At 38.5% G+C, this 19,140-nt stretch carries 16 protein-coding genes; 4 read left to right on the top strand and 12 right to left on the bottom strand.

All coding sequences use genetic code 11. The annotated features are described in order from the left end of the window. Position 1 precedes the first annotated feature (1 nt). Positions 2 to 1,069: a PQQ-binding-like beta-propeller repeat protein gene (locus tag EHQ49_RS00490; RefSeq protein WP_135575265.1), complete on the top strand. Its 1,068-nt coding sequence runs from the start codon at positions 2 to 4 to the stop codon at positions 1,067 to 1,069. A gap of 14 nt (positions 1,070 to 1,083) precedes the next feature. On the opposite strand, the gene EHQ49_RS00485 is transcribed toward EHQ49_RS00490, so the two are convergent. The 7 genes from EHQ49_RS00485 to gap are packed head-to-tail and all read right to left on the bottom strand — an operon-like array spanning position 1,084 to position 7,164. Further along, complete coding sequence (locus tag EHQ49_RS00485; protein WP_135575263.1) at positions 1,084 to 2,100, bottom strand: response regulator transcription factor; 1,017 nt, start codon at positions 2,098 to 2,100, stop codon at positions 1,084 to 1,086. Continuing rightward, positions 2,097 to 3,242: an LIC_12097 family sensor histidine kinase gene (locus tag EHQ49_RS00480; protein WP_135575261.1), complete on the bottom strand. Its 1,146-nt coding sequence runs from the start codon at positions 3,240 to 3,242 to the stop codon at positions 2,097 to 2,099. The genes EHQ49_RS00485 and EHQ49_RS00480 overlap by 4 nt, the downstream gene beginning before the upstream one ends. 1 nt (position 3,243) lies before the next feature. After that, positions 3,244 to 3,912: an LIC_12096 family protein gene (locus EHQ49_RS00475; protein WP_135575259.1), complete on the bottom strand. Its 669-nt coding sequence runs from the start codon at positions 3,910 to 3,912 to the stop codon at positions 3,244 to 3,246. Beyond that, complete coding sequence (gene secG, locus EHQ49_RS00470) at positions 3,872 to 4,204, bottom strand: preprotein translocase subunit SecG (protein ID WP_002974121.1); 333 nt, start codon at positions 4,202 to 4,204, stop codon at positions 3,872 to 3,874. The genes EHQ49_RS00475 and secG overlap by 41 nt, the downstream gene beginning before the upstream one ends. A 9-nt stretch (positions 4,205 to 4,213) precedes the next feature. Beyond that, positions 4,214 to 4,963, bottom strand: coding sequence for a triose-phosphate isomerase (tpiA, locus tag EHQ49_RS00465; protein WP_135575257.1), 750 nt, complete (start codon positions 4,961 to 4,963; stop codon positions 4,214 to 4,216). 1 nt (position 4,964) lies between these two features. Then, positions 4,965 to 6,155: a phosphoglycerate kinase gene (locus EHQ49_RS00460; protein ID WP_135575254.1), complete on the bottom strand. Its 1,191-nt coding sequence runs from the start codon at positions 6,153 to 6,155 to the stop codon at positions 4,965 to 4,967. A gap of 1 nt (position 6,156) precedes the next feature. Next, positions 6,157 to 7,164 (bottom strand): type I glyceraldehyde-3-phosphate dehydrogenase, encoded by a 1,008-nt coding sequence (gene gap / locus EHQ49_RS00455; protein WP_135575252.1) that lies wholly within the window; start codon positions 7,162 to 7,164, stop codon positions 6,157 to 6,159. Positions 7,165 to 7,350: 186 nt separating this feature from the next. Between gap and EHQ49_RS00450 the strand changes: the two genes are divergently transcribed. Continuing rightward, on the top strand, positions 7,351 to 9,009 hold the full coding sequence (locus tag EHQ49_RS00450) for a GAF domain-containing sensor histidine kinase (RefSeq protein WP_135575250.1): 1,659 nt from the start codon (positions 7,351 to 7,353) through the stop codon (positions 9,007 to 9,009). On the opposite strand, the gene EHQ49_RS00445 is transcribed toward EHQ49_RS00450, so the two are convergent. From EHQ49_RS00445 to EHQ49_RS00425, 5 genes are read right to left on the bottom strand one after another with little or no spacing between them, the layout of a single operon-like run. Then, positions 8,986 to 9,498: a GDYXXLXY domain-containing protein gene (locus EHQ49_RS00445; protein WP_135575248.1), complete on the bottom strand. Its 513-nt coding sequence runs from the start codon at positions 9,496 to 9,498 to the stop codon at positions 8,986 to 8,988. The two genes, EHQ49_RS00450 and EHQ49_RS00445, sit on opposite strands and share 24 nt — an antisense overlap. Then, positions 9,495 to 10,433 carry a DUF4401 domain-containing protein gene (locus EHQ49_RS00440; RefSeq protein ID WP_135575246.1) on the bottom strand — a complete coding sequence of 313 codons (939 nt, stop codon included), beginning with the start codon at positions 10,431 to 10,433 and terminating at the stop codon, positions 9,495 to 9,497. The genes EHQ49_RS00445 and EHQ49_RS00440 overlap by 4 nt, the downstream gene beginning before the upstream one ends. Beyond that, on the bottom strand, positions 10,430 to 11,341 hold the full coding sequence (locus EHQ49_RS00435; RefSeq protein ID WP_135575244.1) for a DUF2157 domain-containing protein: 912 nt from the start codon (positions 11,339 to 11,341) through the stop codon (positions 10,430 to 10,432). The genes EHQ49_RS00440 and EHQ49_RS00435 overlap by 4 nt, the downstream gene beginning before the upstream one ends. Then, a complete protein-coding gene (lepB, locus tag EHQ49_RS00430; protein ID WP_135575242.1) occupies positions 11,335 to 11,865 on the bottom strand; it encodes a signal peptidase I in 531 nt (176 codons plus the stop codon). Before lepB ends, EHQ49_RS00435 begins: the two co-directional genes overlap by 7 nt. Then, positions 11,858 to 14,353, bottom strand: coding sequence for a methyl-accepting chemotaxis protein (locus tag EHQ49_RS00425; protein ID WP_135575240.1), 2,496 nt, complete (start codon positions 14,351 to 14,353; stop codon positions 11,858 to 11,860). The genes lepB and EHQ49_RS00425 overlap by 8 nt, the downstream gene beginning before the upstream one ends. 74 nt (positions 14,354 to 14,427) lie before the next feature. On the opposite strand from EHQ49_RS00425, the gene uvrC reads away from it, so the two are divergent. Further along, a complete protein-coding gene (gene uvrC / locus EHQ49_RS00420; RefSeq protein WP_135575238.1) occupies positions 14,428 to 16,269 on the top strand; it encodes an excinuclease ABC subunit UvrC in 1,842 nt (613 codons plus the stop codon). Between the two features lie 35 nt (positions 16,270 to 16,304). Continuing rightward, positions 16,305 to 19,136, top strand: coding sequence for an LIC11755 family lipoprotein (locus EHQ49_RS00415; RefSeq protein WP_135575236.1), 2,832 nt, complete (start codon positions 16,305 to 16,307; stop codon positions 19,134 to 19,136). The last annotated feature ends 4 nt before the right edge of the window (positions 19,137 to 19,140 follow it).

The raw sequence follows: 19,140 nt of genomic DNA, 5'->3' as shown, positions 1-19,140 counted from the left end.
CATGTGGCAGACGATCCTCTATTCATTTGGTTTTTTTCTATTATTCTTTTTTAGTTGGGATGTGGAGTTAAATCTTGTTCCAAGTATCCGCGAAACTTGGATTTGGAACAGCGAAGGTCGGTTTGGAACAAACTCTCCAAAGATAGGGGAGGATCCAATAAAAACGATCAATGGTTATAAGATCGGTGGTAAATACTATTCGTTTCGAACGGGAAAATTTCTAGAAGTCGATCCCAAATACTTAGTTGATTTTCCTTTGCTTTCCAATGGATACCTCTTATACGAAAAAATTGGTGATGAAGTGAATTTTTTCTCGGATACAGGGGAACTCTTTTGGAAAAAACCAATCAACTCCTACCCGAGAAGTGGATACTTTGCTTCTCCCGTTTTATATTTATCGGGAGATAATAATACTGTATTTTTAATGGATGAAAGTGGAAATCGAATCGGCAAATCAGAGTTAAATGGTCGATTTTTAACTGATTACCAATTTGATTCTAAAAACAAAGGTGTGATTGTCCTTTTTTCGGGCGGTGAGTTGTATCGTTTGGATGAGAAAGGGAATGTTCTATTTGAGAAAGAATTATCCAAGGATAAAAAAGATTCCTTTTTTAAATCGGTTTCTCTTTCCCCTGATGGAAAATACTCTGCAATTCATTATTCTCTACTCGATAAAGATTTTACTATAGTTCTGGATGAAACTGGGGAAGTTGTTGAAGAGTTTTCACTTCCAAAATTCTATCCACATAAACTCTATTTCGCTACAGGAAATGATGGATCCATTTTGTTCAATCTGCCAGATTCTTTGGCTTTTTATCAAGATGGAAAGTTGGTTTGGGAAAAAAGCAAACAAAAGTCAGGTGGAGTGTACCAAACTATTTTCGCAACAGATGCTATATATGTGGTTTTATCTGAATCGGAAATTCAGTTTTATAATACAAAAGGAAGTTTGATTCGTTCTAAACGGATTCCTCCATCAGAGTTACCAATCCGTTTTTTCCCAGGAAAATCAAGTCTTGCGTTTTATATGCAATCCAAATCCGATTTGATGCAATTTCAAATCTTCTGAACTGATATTGGAATTTAAGGATTGGTTTTTTGTTTTGGATCTACTTCGTAAATGGAAAGAGATTTGAATCCAGTCCTTCCTTCTCTGTTAATCATCGCGATGGTTTCTGTGCAAACTCCAGCCTCAATGTTAAAGATGAGTTGGTCAGAGATTTCTCGGCAAATATAAAGCCCACGTCCATGGCTGTCTTCTAAACCTTTCGGAAAACCAGTAGATTCATCAATACTGATATGTCTATCTAGTCTGTGTAAGATTTCTTCTTTTCTTAATGATCCAAACTGATCGCGCACTACGATAAATATTGTACTTTCTGTAGCCCCGTATCCAATTAAAAAATAATCGTCAGGCATTAGTTGGATGTTATCCAATGGAACTACCATGTCATGGCTTGGAATTTCAAATTGATATTTATATTCGCCTTCGTGAGTGCGGGGAGCTCGGATCATTGCATTGGATGTAAGTTCTTCTAACACTTGTTGGATGGCCTTAGGTGCTCCCAATTGGATTAAATTTTTAGAAATTTTTCCACATAGTATAGAACGGTCTTGGTCTGATTTGATTTGTTTGTAAATGATCCCGTTATTCGGGGCATCTTCAAATTCGCTATTGATGTTTTGGTTATAAACTTTAAAGTCACCGGTGAAATATTTTTCAATTCCAAAAATATCGTTTGAAAGTAATTTCTCTACCATAACTTCGATGAGATGGATGTCCAAAAAACTATATTTTGGAATGATATTCCAAATATGAAGGTCTTTGGCATACTTTATATATTCATTGATATTGTAAGCTGTCATCAGCGCATACAAAATGTGAGGAAATTCTCTTTGGATGAGGGTCACAAGATCAATCCCCGATTTTCCGGGTAGGCGGATGTCTGTGATGGTTAAATCAATTTTTTCGTTAGTGAGATACCAAACCGCTTCTTCAAAATGTTCTGCGCCGAACACATTGAACTTGGTACTAAGTAAATCCATAATGGCTTCGCGAATGGAGTGGATGTCTTCAACAATTAGAATCGATTTTTTCATGGATTTTGCTCCGTGATATCATTGGTGAGGGGAAAGGAAATGGTGAACCTAGTTTTTTGTTCGGCAGATTTCACCGAAATATTACCGTCATGTTCTTTGACTATGGAGTGGCAAATGGAAAGTCCAAGCCCAGTTCCTGTCCCAGATTTATTACTCGTAAAAAATGGATCAAAGATTTTTTGAATGATGGCGTCGGGGATTCCGCCTGCATTGTCTTCGATAATGATGTGGAGCCAGTTTTTTGTTTTTCTCAGTTCAATGGAAATTTCGCCAGGTCTATAATCAAAGGCTTGCAGTGAGTTACGAAATAAATTCATAAACAAACGTTCCATTTTTCCTGGATGGAAGGGAAACTGGTAATCATAATCACAAGATATCCGCCAAACAATGTTTTTACTCAAGTGTGGGTAAAGGCGAATCACTGTATCTTTTGCTCGGTTGATTGTTTCTACAATATCTCCAAGAGTTACTTTTACTTTGTCAGTTTTTGCAAAGGAGATGATATCGGATACAATGATGGCTGCCCTTGAGATATCATTTTTGATCATATCTAATCTTTTTTCAATGAGTTCTGGAGGTTGGTTTTGCCAATTTGCTTTTAGGTTTTGTAATGTTAAGCTAATTCCAGTTAGCGGATTGTTCAATTCATGAGCAATTCCGGAAATCAAAATTCCGAGAGAGGCAAGGTTACGCATCCGAAAGGATTCTTCTTCTTTATCCCTTTGTTTTGTTACATCAGAGATTTTTTCCACCATCCAAAAGAGATCTTCTTGTTTGGGGTAGGGATAAAATTCGAGTAGTAAAGTTTGTTTTTTATCTTCCGAACGAAAGAATATCTCTCTTGTAATCGGTGTGGAATAGTTTTGATTTTTGTCTTTTGTTTTGACGTTTAGTTTGGGGCAATAAGGACAAATATCGGTCCGTTGATACAATACTTCGTAACATTTTCGATCTAAAAGTTCATCATACTTATTGTTTTTTGCAAATAAGATTGTTGCAAGATTGGCTCTTTGGATGTTAAAATCGGAATCAATGAGTACTAGTGGGTCTTGAACCACATCATAAATGGCTTCAAGTTCACGTGCTTTTTCGGCAACTTTTTCAACGGATCCAGAATCGTTATTTTGTGTATTCTCAGGCAAATTAATACCCTAGAGACTGGTTCAATTGTTTGAACATAGATTTTTGATTTTTGTTTCCACCAGTTTTCTGTAAGGCGGTAATGGCTGCCAATTGGCTATGAAAATCCAAAAGAAATTTGATATAAAAGTCTTTCTTAAAATCGTTTCGTTCCTGTTTGATTTCATCGTTGCGAAGTGAAGAGAGCGGAAAACTGTCACTTCCATCAATACCTGAAAAACTAATCACCATATCGTTTAAAGATTCATCCAACGGCGAAGTATCTGAAATTTTAGTTTTTGTTTTTTGTTCGATTTCTGTATCTTCCGTAACCACCGTTACTTCCAGTTTAGAAAGAACGGAACCATTAAATTCAAGAAGGATCGATTTTTCTTCAGAATGTTTGATTCTGTTTTTGTTTTGTGGGTCTGGATCTACTTTGTATTTACGAATGCGAATCCCTGTTCTGTTGGGATAGGTTCCAATAAAACTGATGGTTGTGTTGGCGGGTAAAGATGTAACTTGTTCGTAGCTAAGAAGTTCCCTAGCTTTAGCGATTTCTCGGTAAAGGTTTAGGATCTCCTTATCTAATCTATTTTCTTTTTCGGAAATGCCAGTCTCAGAGAAGAGACTGACACTAAAGAAGAATAAATTAAGGAGTAGTAGGAGCCGGTACTTCGGAAGGTGTTCCATCAGTTTCTACCGGAGCTTCTAAACTTGGTTCCACATCAGGAACCAAAACTTCGTCTTTTTTCGCGAAAACAAAGGAAAGAGCCAGAGAGAGAACGATGAATAGAATCGCAGCCACTCTTGTAGTTTTTGTCATCACGTCAGCTGTTGATGCGCCAAACACAGATTGACTCGCGGTTGATCCACCTAACATTCCTGCACTTCCGCCTTTTCCGGTTTGGATCATGACGAGAAGGATGAGAAAGAGTGAAAGTAGAATAAAAAGTGTGAGGATGGTTCCTGCAAAAAATCCCATAGTGTTTCCTTATTTCAATAGTCCTAAAAATGAATCTAATTTTTGACTGGCTCCTCCTACGAGGCCACCGTCTATGTTTGGTTTTGTGAGTAATTCTTTGATATTGTCCGGTTTTACCGAACCGCCATAGAGAATTTGAATTTTCTCCGCGATTGCAGAAGCACCTACAAATAAATTACCAATTTCCTTACGGATAAAGGCATGTGCTTCTTCCGCTTCCACGGGAGTTGCCACCTTTCCTGTTCCGATGGCCCAAACGGGTTCATAGGCAATGACAAGATTCGAGAATAGGTCGCTCGTAATGTCCTTTAAACCTTTTTTGATTTGGTCTTCTAACACAGCAAAGGTGTTTCCTTTTTCTCGTTCTGCCCAAGTTTCTCCCACACAATAAACCACGCGAAGTCCTGCTTTTAGGAAATGCGAAATCTTTTGGTTATCGAATTCCGAAGTTTCCCCAAGGAATTGGCGTCTTTCGGAGTGGCCGACAAGAACTGTGGTGATGCCAAGCTCAGCAAGTTGCACTGGCGAAATTTCTCCAGTCATTGCCGTGAGTCCGGATTGGTAAGCGTTTTGTGCTCCCACGATGAGTTTCGATCCTTTGGCAAGATTCGCAACAGATTCCAAATGCAGAGCACTTGGGAAAATCATCACTTCATGAGTAGACGATTCACTTGCAGAAACCAAACCTTTGGTTATGGTTACAGCTTCCGCCAATGTTAAATTCATTTTCCAATTTCCAGCAATGATCTTCTTTCTCATCTTATTTTTCTTCCTTAGGGAGTAAACATTGTACACCAGGAAGAGTGCGTCCTTCTAAAAATTCTAAAGAAGCTCCACCACCTGTGGATATATGAGTGATTTTGTCTGCCACACCAGCTTTATTCACTGCTGCAATGGAATCTCCTCCACCCACAACGGTTTTGGCTTTGGATTTACTGATGGCTTTGGCAATCTCAATAGTTCCTTTGGAGAACTTGTCCATCTCAAACACACCCATCGGTCCATTCCAAAGGATGGTTTTGGCTTCTTTGATGGCTTTGATGTAATTATCTACCGTTTTCGGGCCAATGTCCATTCCCATCCAACCATCGATGATTCCCATTTTATCAACCGACTTGGTTTTAGCATTGGGATCAAAAGCATCGGCAATGATATGATCTACCGGAATTTGGAGGTCAACTCCTTGGATTCCGGCTCTGTCAATCAACTGGAAGGCTTGGGATTCAAAGTCTGGTTCCACGAGGGATTTACCAACGGGAACAGCTCTGGATTTTAGGAAGGTGTAAGCCATCCCACCACCGATGAGAAGATGGTCTACCTTCTCGAGAAGGTTCTTTAAAATTGCAAATTTAGAACTGACTTTGGATCCACCCACGATCGCCACAAAAGGGCGCTCTGGTCTTGCGAGAAGTCCACTGAGTACTTCAATTTCCTTTCGCATGAGGAGTCCCGCAAATGCAGGAAGAAGGTGAGCTACACCTTCCGTAGAGGCATGAGCACGGTGAGCGGTTCCAAAGGCATCGTTGACATAAACGTCAGCGAGTTTGGCCAGTTCCTTACAGAAACCGGCTTCATTTTCCTCTTCTTCCTTATGGAAACGAAGGTTTTCTAAAAGGAGAATTTCCCCTTCCCCAAGTTCGTTTGTCATCTTCACCACAGCAGAACCAACAACAGAGTCAGAAAAACTGACTTTGGTTTTGACTAAGGTAGAAAGAACATCAAACACGGGTTTCATGGAGTATTTTGCCTCAGGGCCACCTTTGGGGCGACCTAAGTGACTTCCAAGAATGATCTTTGCCCCTTTGGAAATGAGTAATTCCAAAGTCGGGAGGGTTTTTTCAATTCGAGTTTTGTCCGTAGCTTTTCCGTTTTCAACGGGGACATTGAAGTCCACACGAACAAAAACTCGTTTTCCTTTTAGATTTTGTTCTTCTAGAAGAGGTAATTTCATCTTAACCTTTTTTTGCCATGTAACGAACTAGATCGAGCACTCGGTTAGAGTATCCCATTTCATTGTCATACCAAGATACAAGTTTGAAAAAAGTAGGACTAAGTTCAATACAAGCATCCGCATCAAAGATAGAAGAACGAATGTCTCCTAGGAAGTCATTAGAAACCACCATATCTTCAGTGTAACCGAGGATTCCTTTCATAGAACCTTCACTTGCTTCTTTCATTTTCTTTTTGATTTCAGCTAAGTTTGTTGGTTTTTCTGTGCGAACAGTTAAATCCACAACAGATACATCTGGAGTTGGAACACGGAAACTCATACCAGTGAGTTTTCCATTCACCTCAGGGATACAAAGTCCTACTGCTTTTGCAGCACCAGTCGAAGCTGGGATGATGTTTTGTGCAGCACCACGTCCGCCACGGAAGTCTTTTTTAGAAGGACCGTCAACAGTTGGTTGGGTTGCTGTCATCGCATGGATGGTTGTCATAAGACCTTCCACGATTCCAAAGTTGTCAAGGACCACTTTTGTGATCGGAGCTAGGCAGTTTGTTGTACAAGATGCGTTAGAAACTACATTGTCTTTTCCAGAATCGTATTTTTCGTGATTCACACCCATTACGAAAGTAGGAATGTCTTTGTCTTTTGCAGGAGCAGAGATCACCACTTTTTTGGCACCTGCTTTGATGTGTTTTTCGGCACCCACTCGATCAGTGAAAAGACCGGTAGATTCAATGACGAAGTCCACTCCAAGTTCTTTCCATGGAAGTTTTTCTGGGTCTCTTTCGGAGAAGGTTTTTACTTTTTTGTCATCGATAATGATTTCGTTGTCTGTGTGAGAAACTTCACCGTCAAAACGACCGTGAGTGGAGTCATATTTGAAAAGATAAGAAAGGTTGTCCGGTGTGACAAGGTCGTTGATTGCGACAAATTCTAAATTGGGATCTTTGATTCCGGATCGAAGTACAAGTCGTCCAATGCGACCAAAACCATTGATTGCGATTTTTACCATGAGTTTCTCCTAAAAGGCTCGTATCGAGAGATGAAACGATTTTTTAATTACAGAATTTCGAATTCGGGGTCTCTGTCACTCATTTTAAGAGGGAAGTACGCATAGAACCCTTAAGAAATTGAGAATTTCCTACCTGTCCTGCCAAGAATTGCCGGTAGAATCCGTCGAATAGGATTCTAAAAACCCATGAAAGGCTTAGAAAACGAGCTAAACCGCGCTAGGGCCGAACAAAGAATTTTGGCCGAGGTCTCCTCCCATCCTGCAGTGCGATCAGGAGAGATCTTTACATTTGCCTCTTTTATCACGGAGTCTGTGTCCAAGGTTCTTGGGATCGAGAGAGTTGGGGTTTGGTTATTCAATGAAACTAAAAATGAATTACATAATGTAGATACTTATTTATTGAGTGAAGCGAAACACAACTCTGGAGCCATTTTGAAAGAAATGGAATTTCGGGAAGAGTTTCAATATCTCGTGAAAGAAAAGTATGTGGATGCGAGTGATCCTTATACCGACCCAAGAACCAAAGGGTTTGTTGAATCTTATTTAAAACCCAATGGCATCACAGCTATGTTAGATGGTGTGATTCGAATGGGTGAAGAACTCATAGGAACCTTATGTTTTGAACATGTTGGAAAATCGCATATCTGGGAAGAAGATGAAATTATTTTCTGTAGCCAACTGGGAGATCAAATTGCACTTACCATAAGCAATTTAAGAAAAAATGAAATTTACGAAGCGTTAAAATCCAGAGAACAGGAACTGCGAGAACTGAATGAAAGTTTAGAGTTACAAGTAGAAGAGAGAACCAAAAATCTAAAAAATACAAATGCGGAACTAGAGGTGACCATCAAAAGTCTTAAAAAAACTCAATCCCAACTCATTCTCTCTGAAAAGATGGCAAGCCTTGGGCAACTTGTTGCGGGGATAGCTCATGAAATCAACAATCCCATTGCTGCCATCCATGCTTCCGCACAAAATCTCAAAGAAGCTCTTTTTGAATCAGAGATTTCATTGTTCCAGAAAGAACTTCGAGATCTCGTGCCAAGTCTTGAAAAACAAAAGTTATTTCTAAGTTGTTTGGAGGTATTGAAATCTCGAGTAGATATGGTTTCTGGAAAGGAAAGGATGAGGCGGCGAAAAGAAATTGAATCTTGGCTTAAGACTAAAAATATTCCAGAATCCTTTTCTTATAACTTAATTGATTCCGGATTTGATTTAAATATTCTTCAAGAATTCGAAATTTTATTTCAAGACTCCGATGTATTTGCACTAGTTTCTTTGTTAGCTGAAGAAATTACCGTATTTCAATCTTTAAGTATTATGCAGTTGGCAGTAGAACGTGCGAGTAAAATGACTTTTGCTTTAAAAAATTTTGCGCGGTTTGAAGTTTCTTCCAGCCCGGTAAAAACCAACCTTCAAGAAAATATAGAAACAGTTCTCACTCTTTACCAGAATCAATTCAAAAGAAAGGTGACTCTCATTAAAGAATACAATCCGATTCCTATGGTTGAAGGATATCCGGAGGAGTTATTACATCTTTGGACAAATCTTATCTATAACGGCCTACAGGCGATGACATTCTCAGGAGAAATGAGAATCCGAACCGAAGTTTTTGATGAAATGGTTCGAGTGACAGTCGAAGATAGTGGGGCTGGTATTTCATTGGAAGTCCAAGAACGAATTTTTGAACCATTTTTTACAACCAAACCTTCCGGGGAAGGTAGTGGGCTTGGTCTTGATATTTGTAGAAAGATTGTTGAGAGGCATAATGGTCGAATCCATTTTGAATCCAAACCTGGAAAAACTAAATTTTTTGTAGATTTACCTTTGTTCCTTGGGACCTAATCTTTGTTTGTTTTTATCATACAAACCTACAAGTAATTTGTCCCCATCTGTATTCCCGTCAATCAAACGAAGTCCCGCAAACTTTGCTTCCACATAAATATCTGCATCACCTTCTTGAAAGAAATAAGATTCGGCTCCGACTTTGATTTCAAATTCATTTCTATAATACTGAAGGCAATGTTCTGAGGGTTGGATGTCAGTGAAGGAGGTTTGTAATCGGATGGGTAGGATTTGGTCGTTTTCAATTTGAAAAACAAGGCAACCCCGTTTCGGAGCTTCGGAGTATCCTTCTGTTTTTAGTCGGTTCCAGTCGTAGGATAAAACCATATAATCTCCCTGAAAAAGAGATCTAGGGTCTTTCGGGATAAGGGGTAGAAAAATCAATCGACCTTCTTTGCGGATGGTTTCTTTTTTTGAAACTGAATAGAGTATTGTTCCCATAAACAATACTAGGTTGATGGTGAGGATAAGGATTGTTTTTCCTTTCATCGTTTTTTCCTAAAGGGAGAGAATCGCAAACCAAAGTAAGAGAGAAAAAAGAGAAGGGAGGAGCCGAACATCATTTGGGATTTTTCTAGAAGGGTACTATCTAGGTCATAATAGAAACCGAAATAAAATAAAACTAGAGAGGCCCAGGCTAAATAAGTTAGAAATGGATAACCCTTCGCAAAGCTAACGAGGATTACTAAGAAAGAAGCAATGACCCCTGGTGTTTCCAGTGTAGGGAAAAAAATAAGTCCAAAAAATAAGAGGAGGGTTGTTAGTATTCTGTAGTTTGTTTGGGGAATGAGTTCTTGATACAAGAAAAAACAACCTGCTAGATAAAATACTACGGTTTGTAACTGAGGAATTTTTGGAGATTGTTTTAGCTCTGGGAAAAATGAGAAACCAGCCAAACAGAGTAGAGAGATACATAAAGAGTAAGGTAAACTTTCGAAGTTTTCGGGAATATTTTCTGGTTGTGTAAAACGATAAAATAGCGCCACCGATACGGCTGTTAGTATGGGAACTAAAATTAGAATTTTATATTCGAATAGTAAAACCACCGAAAATACAAAAAATAAAATAGGAGATAGGAATCTCTGGATAGGATTGGATACGAAAAAAAAGAAAAGTGTCTGAAAACTGAGGATGGTCCAGAGAAAGGATATATCTGTTGGTTTAAAAACCTCGTATACTCCAAAGAGAAATAAAACAAAACCTTGGTTTAAAAAAGAAAAAATTACAGGTCTAAAACTTACTTTTTGATCCTTTTGTGGGATAAAAGAAAGTATAGATACAAAGATCATAACAAGAAGACCCAAAAATAAATTCAAATATTCGTAATTCAGAAGCCCGAGAACTACAAGGCAGAGTAAAAAAAATCCTCCCGCAAGAAGAGATCCAAAAAAACTGAGAATTTCTATATACCAAATGGATCTCACAATGAGTCTCCTTGACTTAGTTTAGCTTTTCTTAGGTGGTTTAGGTGAGAGACGGCCCAAAGTGTATAACCTGTGATCCAAAGGGAAAAAAGTAAAAAACTAACACCTGAACTATAGGCCCAGATGTGGAATAAATCTAATGTTTTTAGAAAAATTTGCCCAAGTCCAAAAAGTAAAATGATGGTTAGATTTAACAATCGAAACCGAACCCATCGGTAGTAACAATAATAGAATCCAAAAGAAATCAGGGGAATGAGGATTTGATAAAATCCATATTTCAGAATGGATGTAGTTTCATCCTGACTCCATAATAGCGCGGATGCTGCGGAATGGAGAAAAGATAAAGTAATGAATAAACCAAGTCCCGAAAGAAAAACTTTCGTTTTATCTGAATATGGATTTGTTGTTAGCCAATCAAAAAAGGAGACGGTTCCACCAAATAGAAGTGAGGTGATCGTGAATAGGATGTAAGATTCTTTTCTGAAAGATACCTGTTCGGAATACAAATATACGGTTGTTGCAACTAAAACAAACCAAAGTCCTGTAATCAACCCTGAACGAGAAACTAGGATAAGAAAGAAAGTGAGTAATGTCCAACCAAAAAATAAATCATAAACATCCGCACCAGTTTGGTAGATTTGGCCGAAGGTAAACAAAGCTGATGCCGTGAGAAAGAAGGTGATCGTAAGTCCTATTTCAAAATAAAGTGGTTTCTTTCGAAAAAAAATGGTTAAAAGATAGGTGATGGTGTATAAAACGCCAACAAATCCTAGTTTGGTGAATCTATCCAGGTTGTTCCAGTTAAATGCTACAAGAAAAAAAATCCCGGAAAGCAGAAGGGCGGAACCTATTATGAGTAAAGAGGATTCAAAAAATTGAATCCAATCTTCAAAATTCCTTTTTACCATAATGTGGCGATCACATGGTTTTCTTGTACCACTCCTAAGGTTCGAGAGTCGACTCCAAGTTCTCGGTTGTCAGCAAGTAAGAAAAAAGATTTTTCAGGAACGGTTAGTTTTGGCATATCATCTGATTCCGTTTTTCCTTGTGGGATCATGGGTACGTCATTGGATCCAGATTCTGGAAAACTTGTGGGATCAAGTAAGGTTCCATTCCGAAAGACCATTCTTTTTTGTACATAAATGGTATCTCCTGGTTTTCCAACGATCCTAGCGATAAAAACGGATTCAGGATCAAGAGGGGAACGTACAAGTACAATATCTCCAATCCCCAAATGTTTAGAGCGAAACAATCGATTGAAATAAGCAGTGGATCCACTTTTTAACGTAGGTTCCATAAACTGATTGGGGACATGAACGGGCGTTATGGCATAGTATTTGAATAAAACTGCTGAGGTGAGCCCGAAAAATAAAGGAATGATGAATGTATAGAGTCTTGTTTTGAATGGTATTTTGTTTTTGGATTTAGACATGGAAATAATTGATCTCTCTTCTTAAACTTTCGGATAGTTGGTTCATATTTTGGGAACTGGATTTGGTACCTTCGCTAGACATAGCTGTTGTTTGTGCGTGATTATTGATCTCCGCCATTGATCTTGAAATTTCAAGCATCGCCATTTTTTGTTCGTCGGTTGCTTCTTTGATCATTTCGGAGAGTTCGCGAATTTGAGTGACACCTTCATTGACTTCTTCGTTTGTTTCAATCTGTTTTTGGACTACAATTCGAATTTCTTTTGTCATTTGATTGATGGAGTTTACTCCCGAAATGGTTTCACTTAAAATCACAATAGACTGGTCAATTTTTTCCTGGCCTTGTTTGATTTCACCTTCGTTTTGTTTGATGAGTTCTTCAATATCATCTATGGACTTTGCCGTTTTATCAGCTAGTTTTGAAATTTCGTCTGCAACAACGGCAAATCCTCGACCGCTGACGCCGGCCCTTGCCGCTTCGATCGCGGCATTGAGTGCCAGTAAATTGATTTGTTCCGAAATATTGTGAATGATTTCTACAACGTTTGTCATTTCTGAAGACGACTCGTAGATTTTATCCATGGAAAGTTTCATCTCACTTAAAGATTTTTCACCTAACTTGGCATCGTTTGTGATTTCTTCGACCCTGGTATCCGCAATTTGAAACTTTTTATCAATTTCAGAAACCGCTCCGTTTAGCTCAGTCATTTTTTTCATAAGAGAAACAAGCGTAAAAGATTGGGTCTCCGTACGTTGGGCTACACTTTCGATTCCAGCCGTGATTTCTTCTACAGAAGCAGAAATTTCTTCGCTACTGGCTGCTTGGTTTTGTGCCGCATCCGATAACGATAACATTGACTCATAAATATTTGAACTAGTGTTTGTGAGCTCATTTGAAACTGTTTGTGTTTTGTTTACAATTTGGCGTAATTTAGTTTGGAAATCAAACATGGCGTTTGCCATACTTCCAATTTCGTCTCTGCTTGAATCATAAAAATCGGATTGTAGGTTTCCTTTCACCATATCCGCGATTCTAATTTTGATTCTTTCCAATGGTTTCAATTTAGATTCAATCACGAGGACAGTGATGACACCGATGACTAGAACGACAATGATCGAAATTCCAAGTGTAGTAAATAAACTTGTCAGTGTTTTTTCATACAATTCAGCATTTTCGAAAATACAAAAAATCACATAATTGAATTCGGGATTTTTAACAAAGAAAATTCTTTTTAGAGTTCCATCTTCGGTGGAGTCAGCAAATCCAAGAGCATCTTCTTTTTGGAAGGGAATATCTAAAACTAACTTTGTTTTGGCGTTATTGCCAATTTCTTTTTTGTTTGTGTAGTAGACAATGGCACCATCTCCATCAAAAAAACCGACCTTTCCTGAAGTTCCAATTTTAAGGTTCCCTAAAATGAAACTGGAAAGTTTGCCGATGTTTAAAAATCCACCAACGTATCCGAGGAACTGGTTGTTTTGATAAACGGGAAGAGTATAAGGTGAAATGATATCGCCCGAAATTTTGGAGCGGATACTCGTATGTCGGAGAGGTCCTTGTTTCGCCAATTCGATATCTTCAATGAAAAATATGGATCCTGTTTTTGAACGATCATATTCATTGGTCGAAACAAAAATTCCTTCTTCCGGTTTGTAATAGAAGAGGGCTTCGACAGCGTGGTTTGTACTTTTTAATTGGATGTCGTTTAGGACAGCTCGGATTCCTTGAATGTCTTTTTTTACAATTTGGTCTTTTAGTTTATTCTCTGCAAAAATAGAGAGAGTGAGTCGGTCTCGGAAATCAACAAGAGTCACACGCATCAGTGTTTCTGAGTCCATTACTGATTGTTCCATACTGGTGTTGATCAAATCCAATTCTTGTTTGAAGTTTAGCCGGTAGTTCACGATAAATAAAATTAAGATAGCTGCAAAAAAGGCGAGAACTGTTTGAAAACCTAGATTTCTAGATAATTTCCTGGTATTAATTCTTTGGGTATGATCATTGCGGATGTTGAGAAGGATTCCTTTGATATTGAATTTGTTTTCAACATAATCAATAAAGATAGATTGGAAAATGACTGTCACTGCAAGGGTGAGAAAAAGGCCAATTGCCATCTCACTCATTAACACAAAGTTTTTGGATTTTAAATAGAAGAGAAGGGCAGAAATAACAAATAAAAATCCGATGGCATAACGAACAATCATATCGATGATCGCGACTTTACCTAAATGATCCAACCAGAAATAGGCCAATTTATGATCTCTTTTGGTAACATCTGGTTTTCCAATTCTGGCCACTGGGGCAAACCGAATCCAATAAAAACTAATACAAAACCCGAGAATGAAAAAAACAGCAATGGATGTAGAAATTAGAATGATTTGAAATTCTTCTCCCGACCATTCTGTAAAAAAATAAATATAACCGAGGAGAGTGGGGACACCGATTCCGTAATTAAAACCTTCTAGACCAAAAATTATAAATTTGATCATTTTACGCATATCCATACCCTAGGGATACAGACTGTCTAAGAATTGTAAACGTAAAATTCCCTGAAGTATCTATAATGAAAGATTCACTCGTTCTAAAAACCATCCAAGAAAAGATAAAAAATTTAGGAAGTCTACCAGGATGTTATCTTTGGAAAAATGAAGATGGACAAGTCATCTATGTAGGTAAAGCGCTAAAGTTACAATCACGTGTTCGGTCTTATCTAAATCCGAATCAAAAAGATCGCAAAACACGTGCACTTTATGTAGAATTGTATGACCTAGACTGGATTGCTACCAGTACAGAAAAGGAAGCATTACTTCTCGAAGCCACTCTCATCAAAAAATACAATCCTAAGTTTAACGTCCGGCTAAAGGATGATAAAAAATATCCCTTCCTTTGTGTTTCTACAAGCGAAGATTTCCCGATGGTATTTCTCACAAGAAAGGTAAAAGACAATGGCGACCGTTACTTTGGACCCTTTACTGATGTAAAAGCAGCTCGGGATACTTTGGAATTGATACATAGAATCTTTCCAATTCGTAAAACCAAACTCAAACTACCACTTGCAAAACCACAAAGGCCCTGTCTTAATTTTCATATGGGACGTTGTCTTGGTCCTTGTCAGGGAAATATTACAAAAGAGACCTATGCGGAGTTAGTGGATGAAATTTTAAACTTTTTGGAAGGAAAAAAAGAACGATTGGTTACTGGATTAAAAACGGCAATGGTCCAGGCATCTGAAAAGTTAGAGTATGAGAGAGCCGGTTTTTTAAAGGCAAGGATTGATAAAATCAATCAAGTGCGAGAGAAACAAACCGTAGTTAGTATGGATGGAGGAGATGAAGACATCCTTGGCATTAGTAAGCGGGATGACGAAGGACAAATGATTATTTTGGAAGTAAGAGGTGGTAGACTCGAAGGTAAAAAATCATTTCCACTGACAGGACTTTCATTTTCGGATGATGAAGAGGTGTTTACATCCTTTCTTCGTGACTACTATTTAAATGCCACAGTCCTTCCTAGTATTGTTTTTTTACCTCCATCAGCCAAAGGAAATTATGATGTATTTGTTGAAGCGATGACAGAAAAATTTGGATCTTCACTCAAACTTAAATTTCCGGAGATGGGACCAAAAAAATCACTGCTTCGTTTAGCAGAGAAAAATGCGGATTTGAGTTTAACCGAACGTATCCTTGCCACAAAACTGCGCGACCAATCGGTTGCCATTAAGGAACTCCAAGAAAAATTGAATTTACCTGTTTTACCTCGGACCATTGAGTGTTACGATATTTCTCACTTCCAAGGTTCGTCTCCTGTCGCAAGTGGTGTGATGTTTGTGGATGGTAAACCGTATAAAGCTGGTTATAGACATTATAAAATGCGTGGATATGAAGGGATCAATGATCCTGGTATGATTCACGAGGTTATTGCGAGAAGGCTCAGTCATTTAGTAAACGAAGAAGAACCACTTCCTGATCTGATCGTGATTGATGGAGGACTCACTCAGTTATCACGTGCCGCTGAAGCTGCCAATGCTCTAGAACTTGGTCATATACCGATGGTGGGTTTGGCAAAAAAAAGAGAGGAAATTTATTTCCCGGGAGAAAAATATCCTTATAGTTTTGATATTCATTCTCCTATGATGCGCCTCCTTCGTAATTTACGAGATGAGGCACACCGCTTTGGAGTGACTTTCCAAAGAGTCCAAAGAAAGAAAAAAGCGTTAAAGACTATTTTGGATGATATCGAAGACATCGGTGCGAGCAGACGAAAAGGTATCTTATCTTATTTCCATACTAAAAAGAAGGTAACCGATGCTACGAGAGAAGAACTGAAAGAGGTTCCTGGAATTGGACCTGTACTTGCCGAAAAAATCTATTTAAGCATCCAAAAACTTAAAAAAATAGAACCATAATATCCATCTCCCACCTAAAACCTTTGAGGTGGGAGATGCGAACACGAACCATTCTTTTCCTATTATTGTTGCTTGGTTCTTGCCAAAACAAAGAAGAATCCCCTTTTTTATTGTTTGGCGATGGTTATAGTGAAACACCGAAACTGGAATTCTTTTACGGAAATAACGAGGATTTGGGAGACTCGATTGAAAACACAGAACGTACACTTTTTGATTCGGGTATTTTTTGTCTTTTTTCTTTGCCAATTGATTTATACAGACGAGAGTTAGGTGGAAAATTTAGAATTTGTTGGAAAACGGATGAAAACGTTTTTGAAAAATGGAAATCAGGTTTTTCGCTTCTAGAAACCAAAACAAACGAATACTCTTCTTGGAATTTGAAAGGAAAAGGTTGGGTAGCTTCTCTCTCTGAATGGGGAAAGTGGAAAAAGGAATCTGATAAACTGGGTTTACTGTTAGAATGGGATTCACAAGTATTCTCTGGTGGCCTTGTCACCTACCAGACATTTGCTGTCCCACATCCCATTTTTTTACAGAGAACTAAGGAGAGTTGTGAGGTTGTATTTCGCTCGCAGAGTTTTGTCGGCACAGAAAACAAACGTCCGATTCTCTCCTTGGAGTTTCCCTGTCCTGATTTAGAAGAGTTTACAGAAAGAATTATCACTCAAAACGATCATTGGCTTACACAGTGTGAGCCGGACGAACCTGTGGTTTCAGAAGTCTTTCGTCACTCTGAATCTTCATTCCAAAGGTTTATGGAGTGGGAAAATCCAAAAGACAATGTAATTTGTCCAAGATCGCAGAACTTAGAATGGGAAACTGGTGGAAAAAAAACATCCTTTCATTCAGACGTATTTACAAAACGAACTAAGTTGCTATTACCTCATGGAGTTGTCATCTTATCGGATGATCCAAACTACAAGGGAATTCTCATTCCCAAAGAATTTCTTTCTGAATTAGGAAAAAAAACACTCGTTCGGTGGGGTGGTTCGGAATACAACGATCCAGAGTTTTTCTTTCGCCAAGGAGATGAATTTTTTTCCAACCAAATTCGATCTGTATCTTGCAGGGACCAATTTCAGTTTTGGAAATCAGAGGATCCGTTTTGTGGAAATCCTGGCCTACCGAATCAATTTGTAAATAAGGAAAAGGAAGGTGCGATTCCTGGTTGCCGTTCTAACCAAATTCAAATTACAGAATTCTATCCTGGGAACCATTTTGATTCCGAAATGCCCCTTCCATCCTACTTTGAATTTCAAAATACAGGGGAAACTTGTGATGGATCTTCTCTCAATTGGGTTTTTGACGATACCATCTATCCTTTGTCAGCTGGCGAATGGATTTTACCAACTGACGCAAACTTTCTAATAACAAGAAAAACTTGGTCAGGTTGGGACCTTTTAGAAAAAGAAAAACCTTTTTCGATTCCCAAAGTTGTATTTCAAATTCCGAATTTCTTTTGGGAAGAAAGGAGTAGTAAACAAAGAATTCCATTCCAAACAAATCCAAACTTCCATCATTTACTTCGCGTTAAGGAACAAAATCGATATTCGATTGTCATAGGGAAAGGAAAAGAGCACCCACATAGTCGCAAAGGAAGTTCTACTTATTTTTTACAGTATGGGTTCCAAATCAGCCCTGGATCAGTAAACGCTGATTTGGTGGAAAATCTTTCTACTGAACTCTTAGAATACAATTCCGGTCAGTCTCCTTTTTTGGACTTTGGCTTTTTGGGTCCTGAGGAAGGTTTTGGTTCTTTTGAAAGAGAAAATGGAAATCGATATTGGTTCTGGAAACCAAGTGGAACAGTAATTCAGACTTTAGCAACGTCTCCTTCCATTTGTAATGGAGAAAATTTCTACCAATTACCAGACGACTTCTTTTCGAAAACTTTCCTTTCACTTCGTTACCAAGACAGAGATAGGGGGGAATCTGTTCTTCTTTCATTCGATCCAAAACTGATCGAAGAGAAAAGTATAGGAGGAACTCGTTCCTTACATCCAGAACCTTTCCCCATTCTTTTTTCACGTTCAGTGTATCCTGCTTCACTTTGTACGGGAGAATTTCGAAGCCCTGGTGTTACCAAACACCGCAGTTTAGAAATAGTTAGGTCGACTTCTGCATTTACTTACCATTCAAACCTTCCTTTTCGCAACCAAACAGATGTAAAACTAGGAAATGGAGGTGGCACCATCCCTGTCAAATGGCAAACATTAGGTGGTAATCTGTATTCAATAAATTTAGAAAATCCTCTGCCATTTTTTCCTGAAGAACAAATCTATTCTTACTTTTCTAATCCCTCTCTCATTCAATCCAAAAGTTTTTTGGAACACAAAGGCCCCATCCAAATCGAAGCCATATATCCAAACCCGCAAGAATCGCAAAATGAATGGATTTATCTCTGCAATCGTTCGGAAAAAGAAGAGGATTTAAGTTTGTACTTGGTAGAAGATGAAGGAAACACCGATGAACTGGTTTCCTACCAAACTCGTTTTCCCAGTCTTTCACCTTTAGGGAAAGCCGGCCAAAAATTTCAGTACAATACGACAATTCTTCTTCCAAACAATTGCGCATGGATTGTGGATCCCGATGGGAAGGATTGGTTTTTTCCCATCTTCCAATCAGAATTGGATTTACTCCTTACTGTCAAAAACACTCAAACCATTGGAAACGGAATTTCTTCCGGAGAGTCCATCCAAATCCGTAAAAAACAAGGACAGAATTCTTTACTCATTTCTTCCTTCGGTCATAAAGAAAGTCATTCCGGATTTCGCATTCCTGTGGCTACAGGAGAGTTCCTTTGGTTGAAGTCGGGAAGTTCTGGAATGTCCACTTCTGATTTTGAAATCTTTCGTGAGGGATTTTGAATCC

It is taken from the genome of Leptospira perdikensis (genome assembly GCF_004769575.1).
Taxonomy (GTDB): Bacteria; Spirochaetota; Leptospiria; order Leptospirales; family Leptospiraceae; genus Leptospira_A; species Leptospira_A perdikensis.
Note: the sequence above shows the minus strand (reverse complement) of the source record. Positions and strands in the feature narration are given on the sequence as shown.

What these genes read in the sequence shown, in the direction of transcription:
- tpiA (WP_135575257.1), bottom strand. Translation starts at nt 4,963, where the DNA reads ATGAGAAAGAAGATCATTGCTGGAAATTGGAAAATGAATTTAACATTG.
- EHQ49_RS00490 (WP_135575265.1), top strand. Translation starts at nt 2, where the DNA reads ATGTGGCAGACGATCCTCTATTCATTTGGTTTTTTTCTATTATTCTTT.
- secG (WP_002974121.1), bottom strand. Translation starts at nt 4,204, where the DNA reads ATGGGATTTTTTGCAGGAACCATCCTCACACTTTTTATTCTACTTTCA.
- EHQ49_RS00445 (WP_135575248.1), bottom strand. Translation starts at nt 9,498, where the DNA reads ATGAAAGGAAAAACAATCCTTATCCTCACCATCAACCTAGTATTGTTT.
- EHQ49_RS00415 (WP_135575236.1), top strand. Translation starts at nt 16,305, where the DNA reads ATGCGAACACGAACCATTCTTTTCCTATTATTGTTGCTTGGTTCTTGC.
- EHQ49_RS00485 (WP_135575263.1), bottom strand. Translation starts at nt 2,100, where the DNA reads ATGAAAAAATCGATTCTAATTGTTGAAGACATCCACTCCATTCGCGAA.
- EHQ49_RS00475 (WP_135575259.1), bottom strand. Translation starts at nt 3,912, where the DNA reads ATGGAACACCTTCCGAAGTACCGGCTCCTACTACTCCTTAATTTATTC.
- EHQ49_RS00435 (WP_135575244.1), bottom strand. Translation starts at nt 11,341, where the DNA reads ATGGTAAAAAGGAATTTTGAAGATTGGATTCAATTTTTTGAATCCTCT.
- EHQ49_RS00460 (WP_135575254.1), bottom strand. Translation starts at nt 6,155, where the DNA reads ATGAAATTACCTCTTCTAGAAGAACAAAATCTAAAAGGAAAACGAGTT.
- uvrC (WP_135575238.1), top strand. Translation starts at nt 14,428, where the DNA reads ATGAAAGATTCACTCGTTCTAAAAACCATCCAAGAAAAGATAAAAAAT.
- gap (WP_135575252.1), bottom strand. Translation starts at nt 7,164, where the DNA reads ATGGTAAAAATCGCAATCAATGGTTTTGGTCGCATTGGACGACTTGTA.
- lepB (WP_135575242.1), bottom strand. Translation starts at nt 11,865, where the DNA reads ATGTCTAAATCCAAAAACAAAATACCATTCAAAACAAGACTCTATACA.
- EHQ49_RS00425 (WP_135575240.1), bottom strand. Translation starts at nt 14,353, where the DNA reads ATGATCAAATTTATAATTTTTGGTCTAGAAGGTTTTAATTACGGAATC.
- EHQ49_RS00450 (WP_135575250.1), top strand. Translation starts at nt 7,351, where the DNA reads ATGAAAGGCTTAGAAAACGAGCTAAACCGCGCTAGGGCCGAACAAAGA.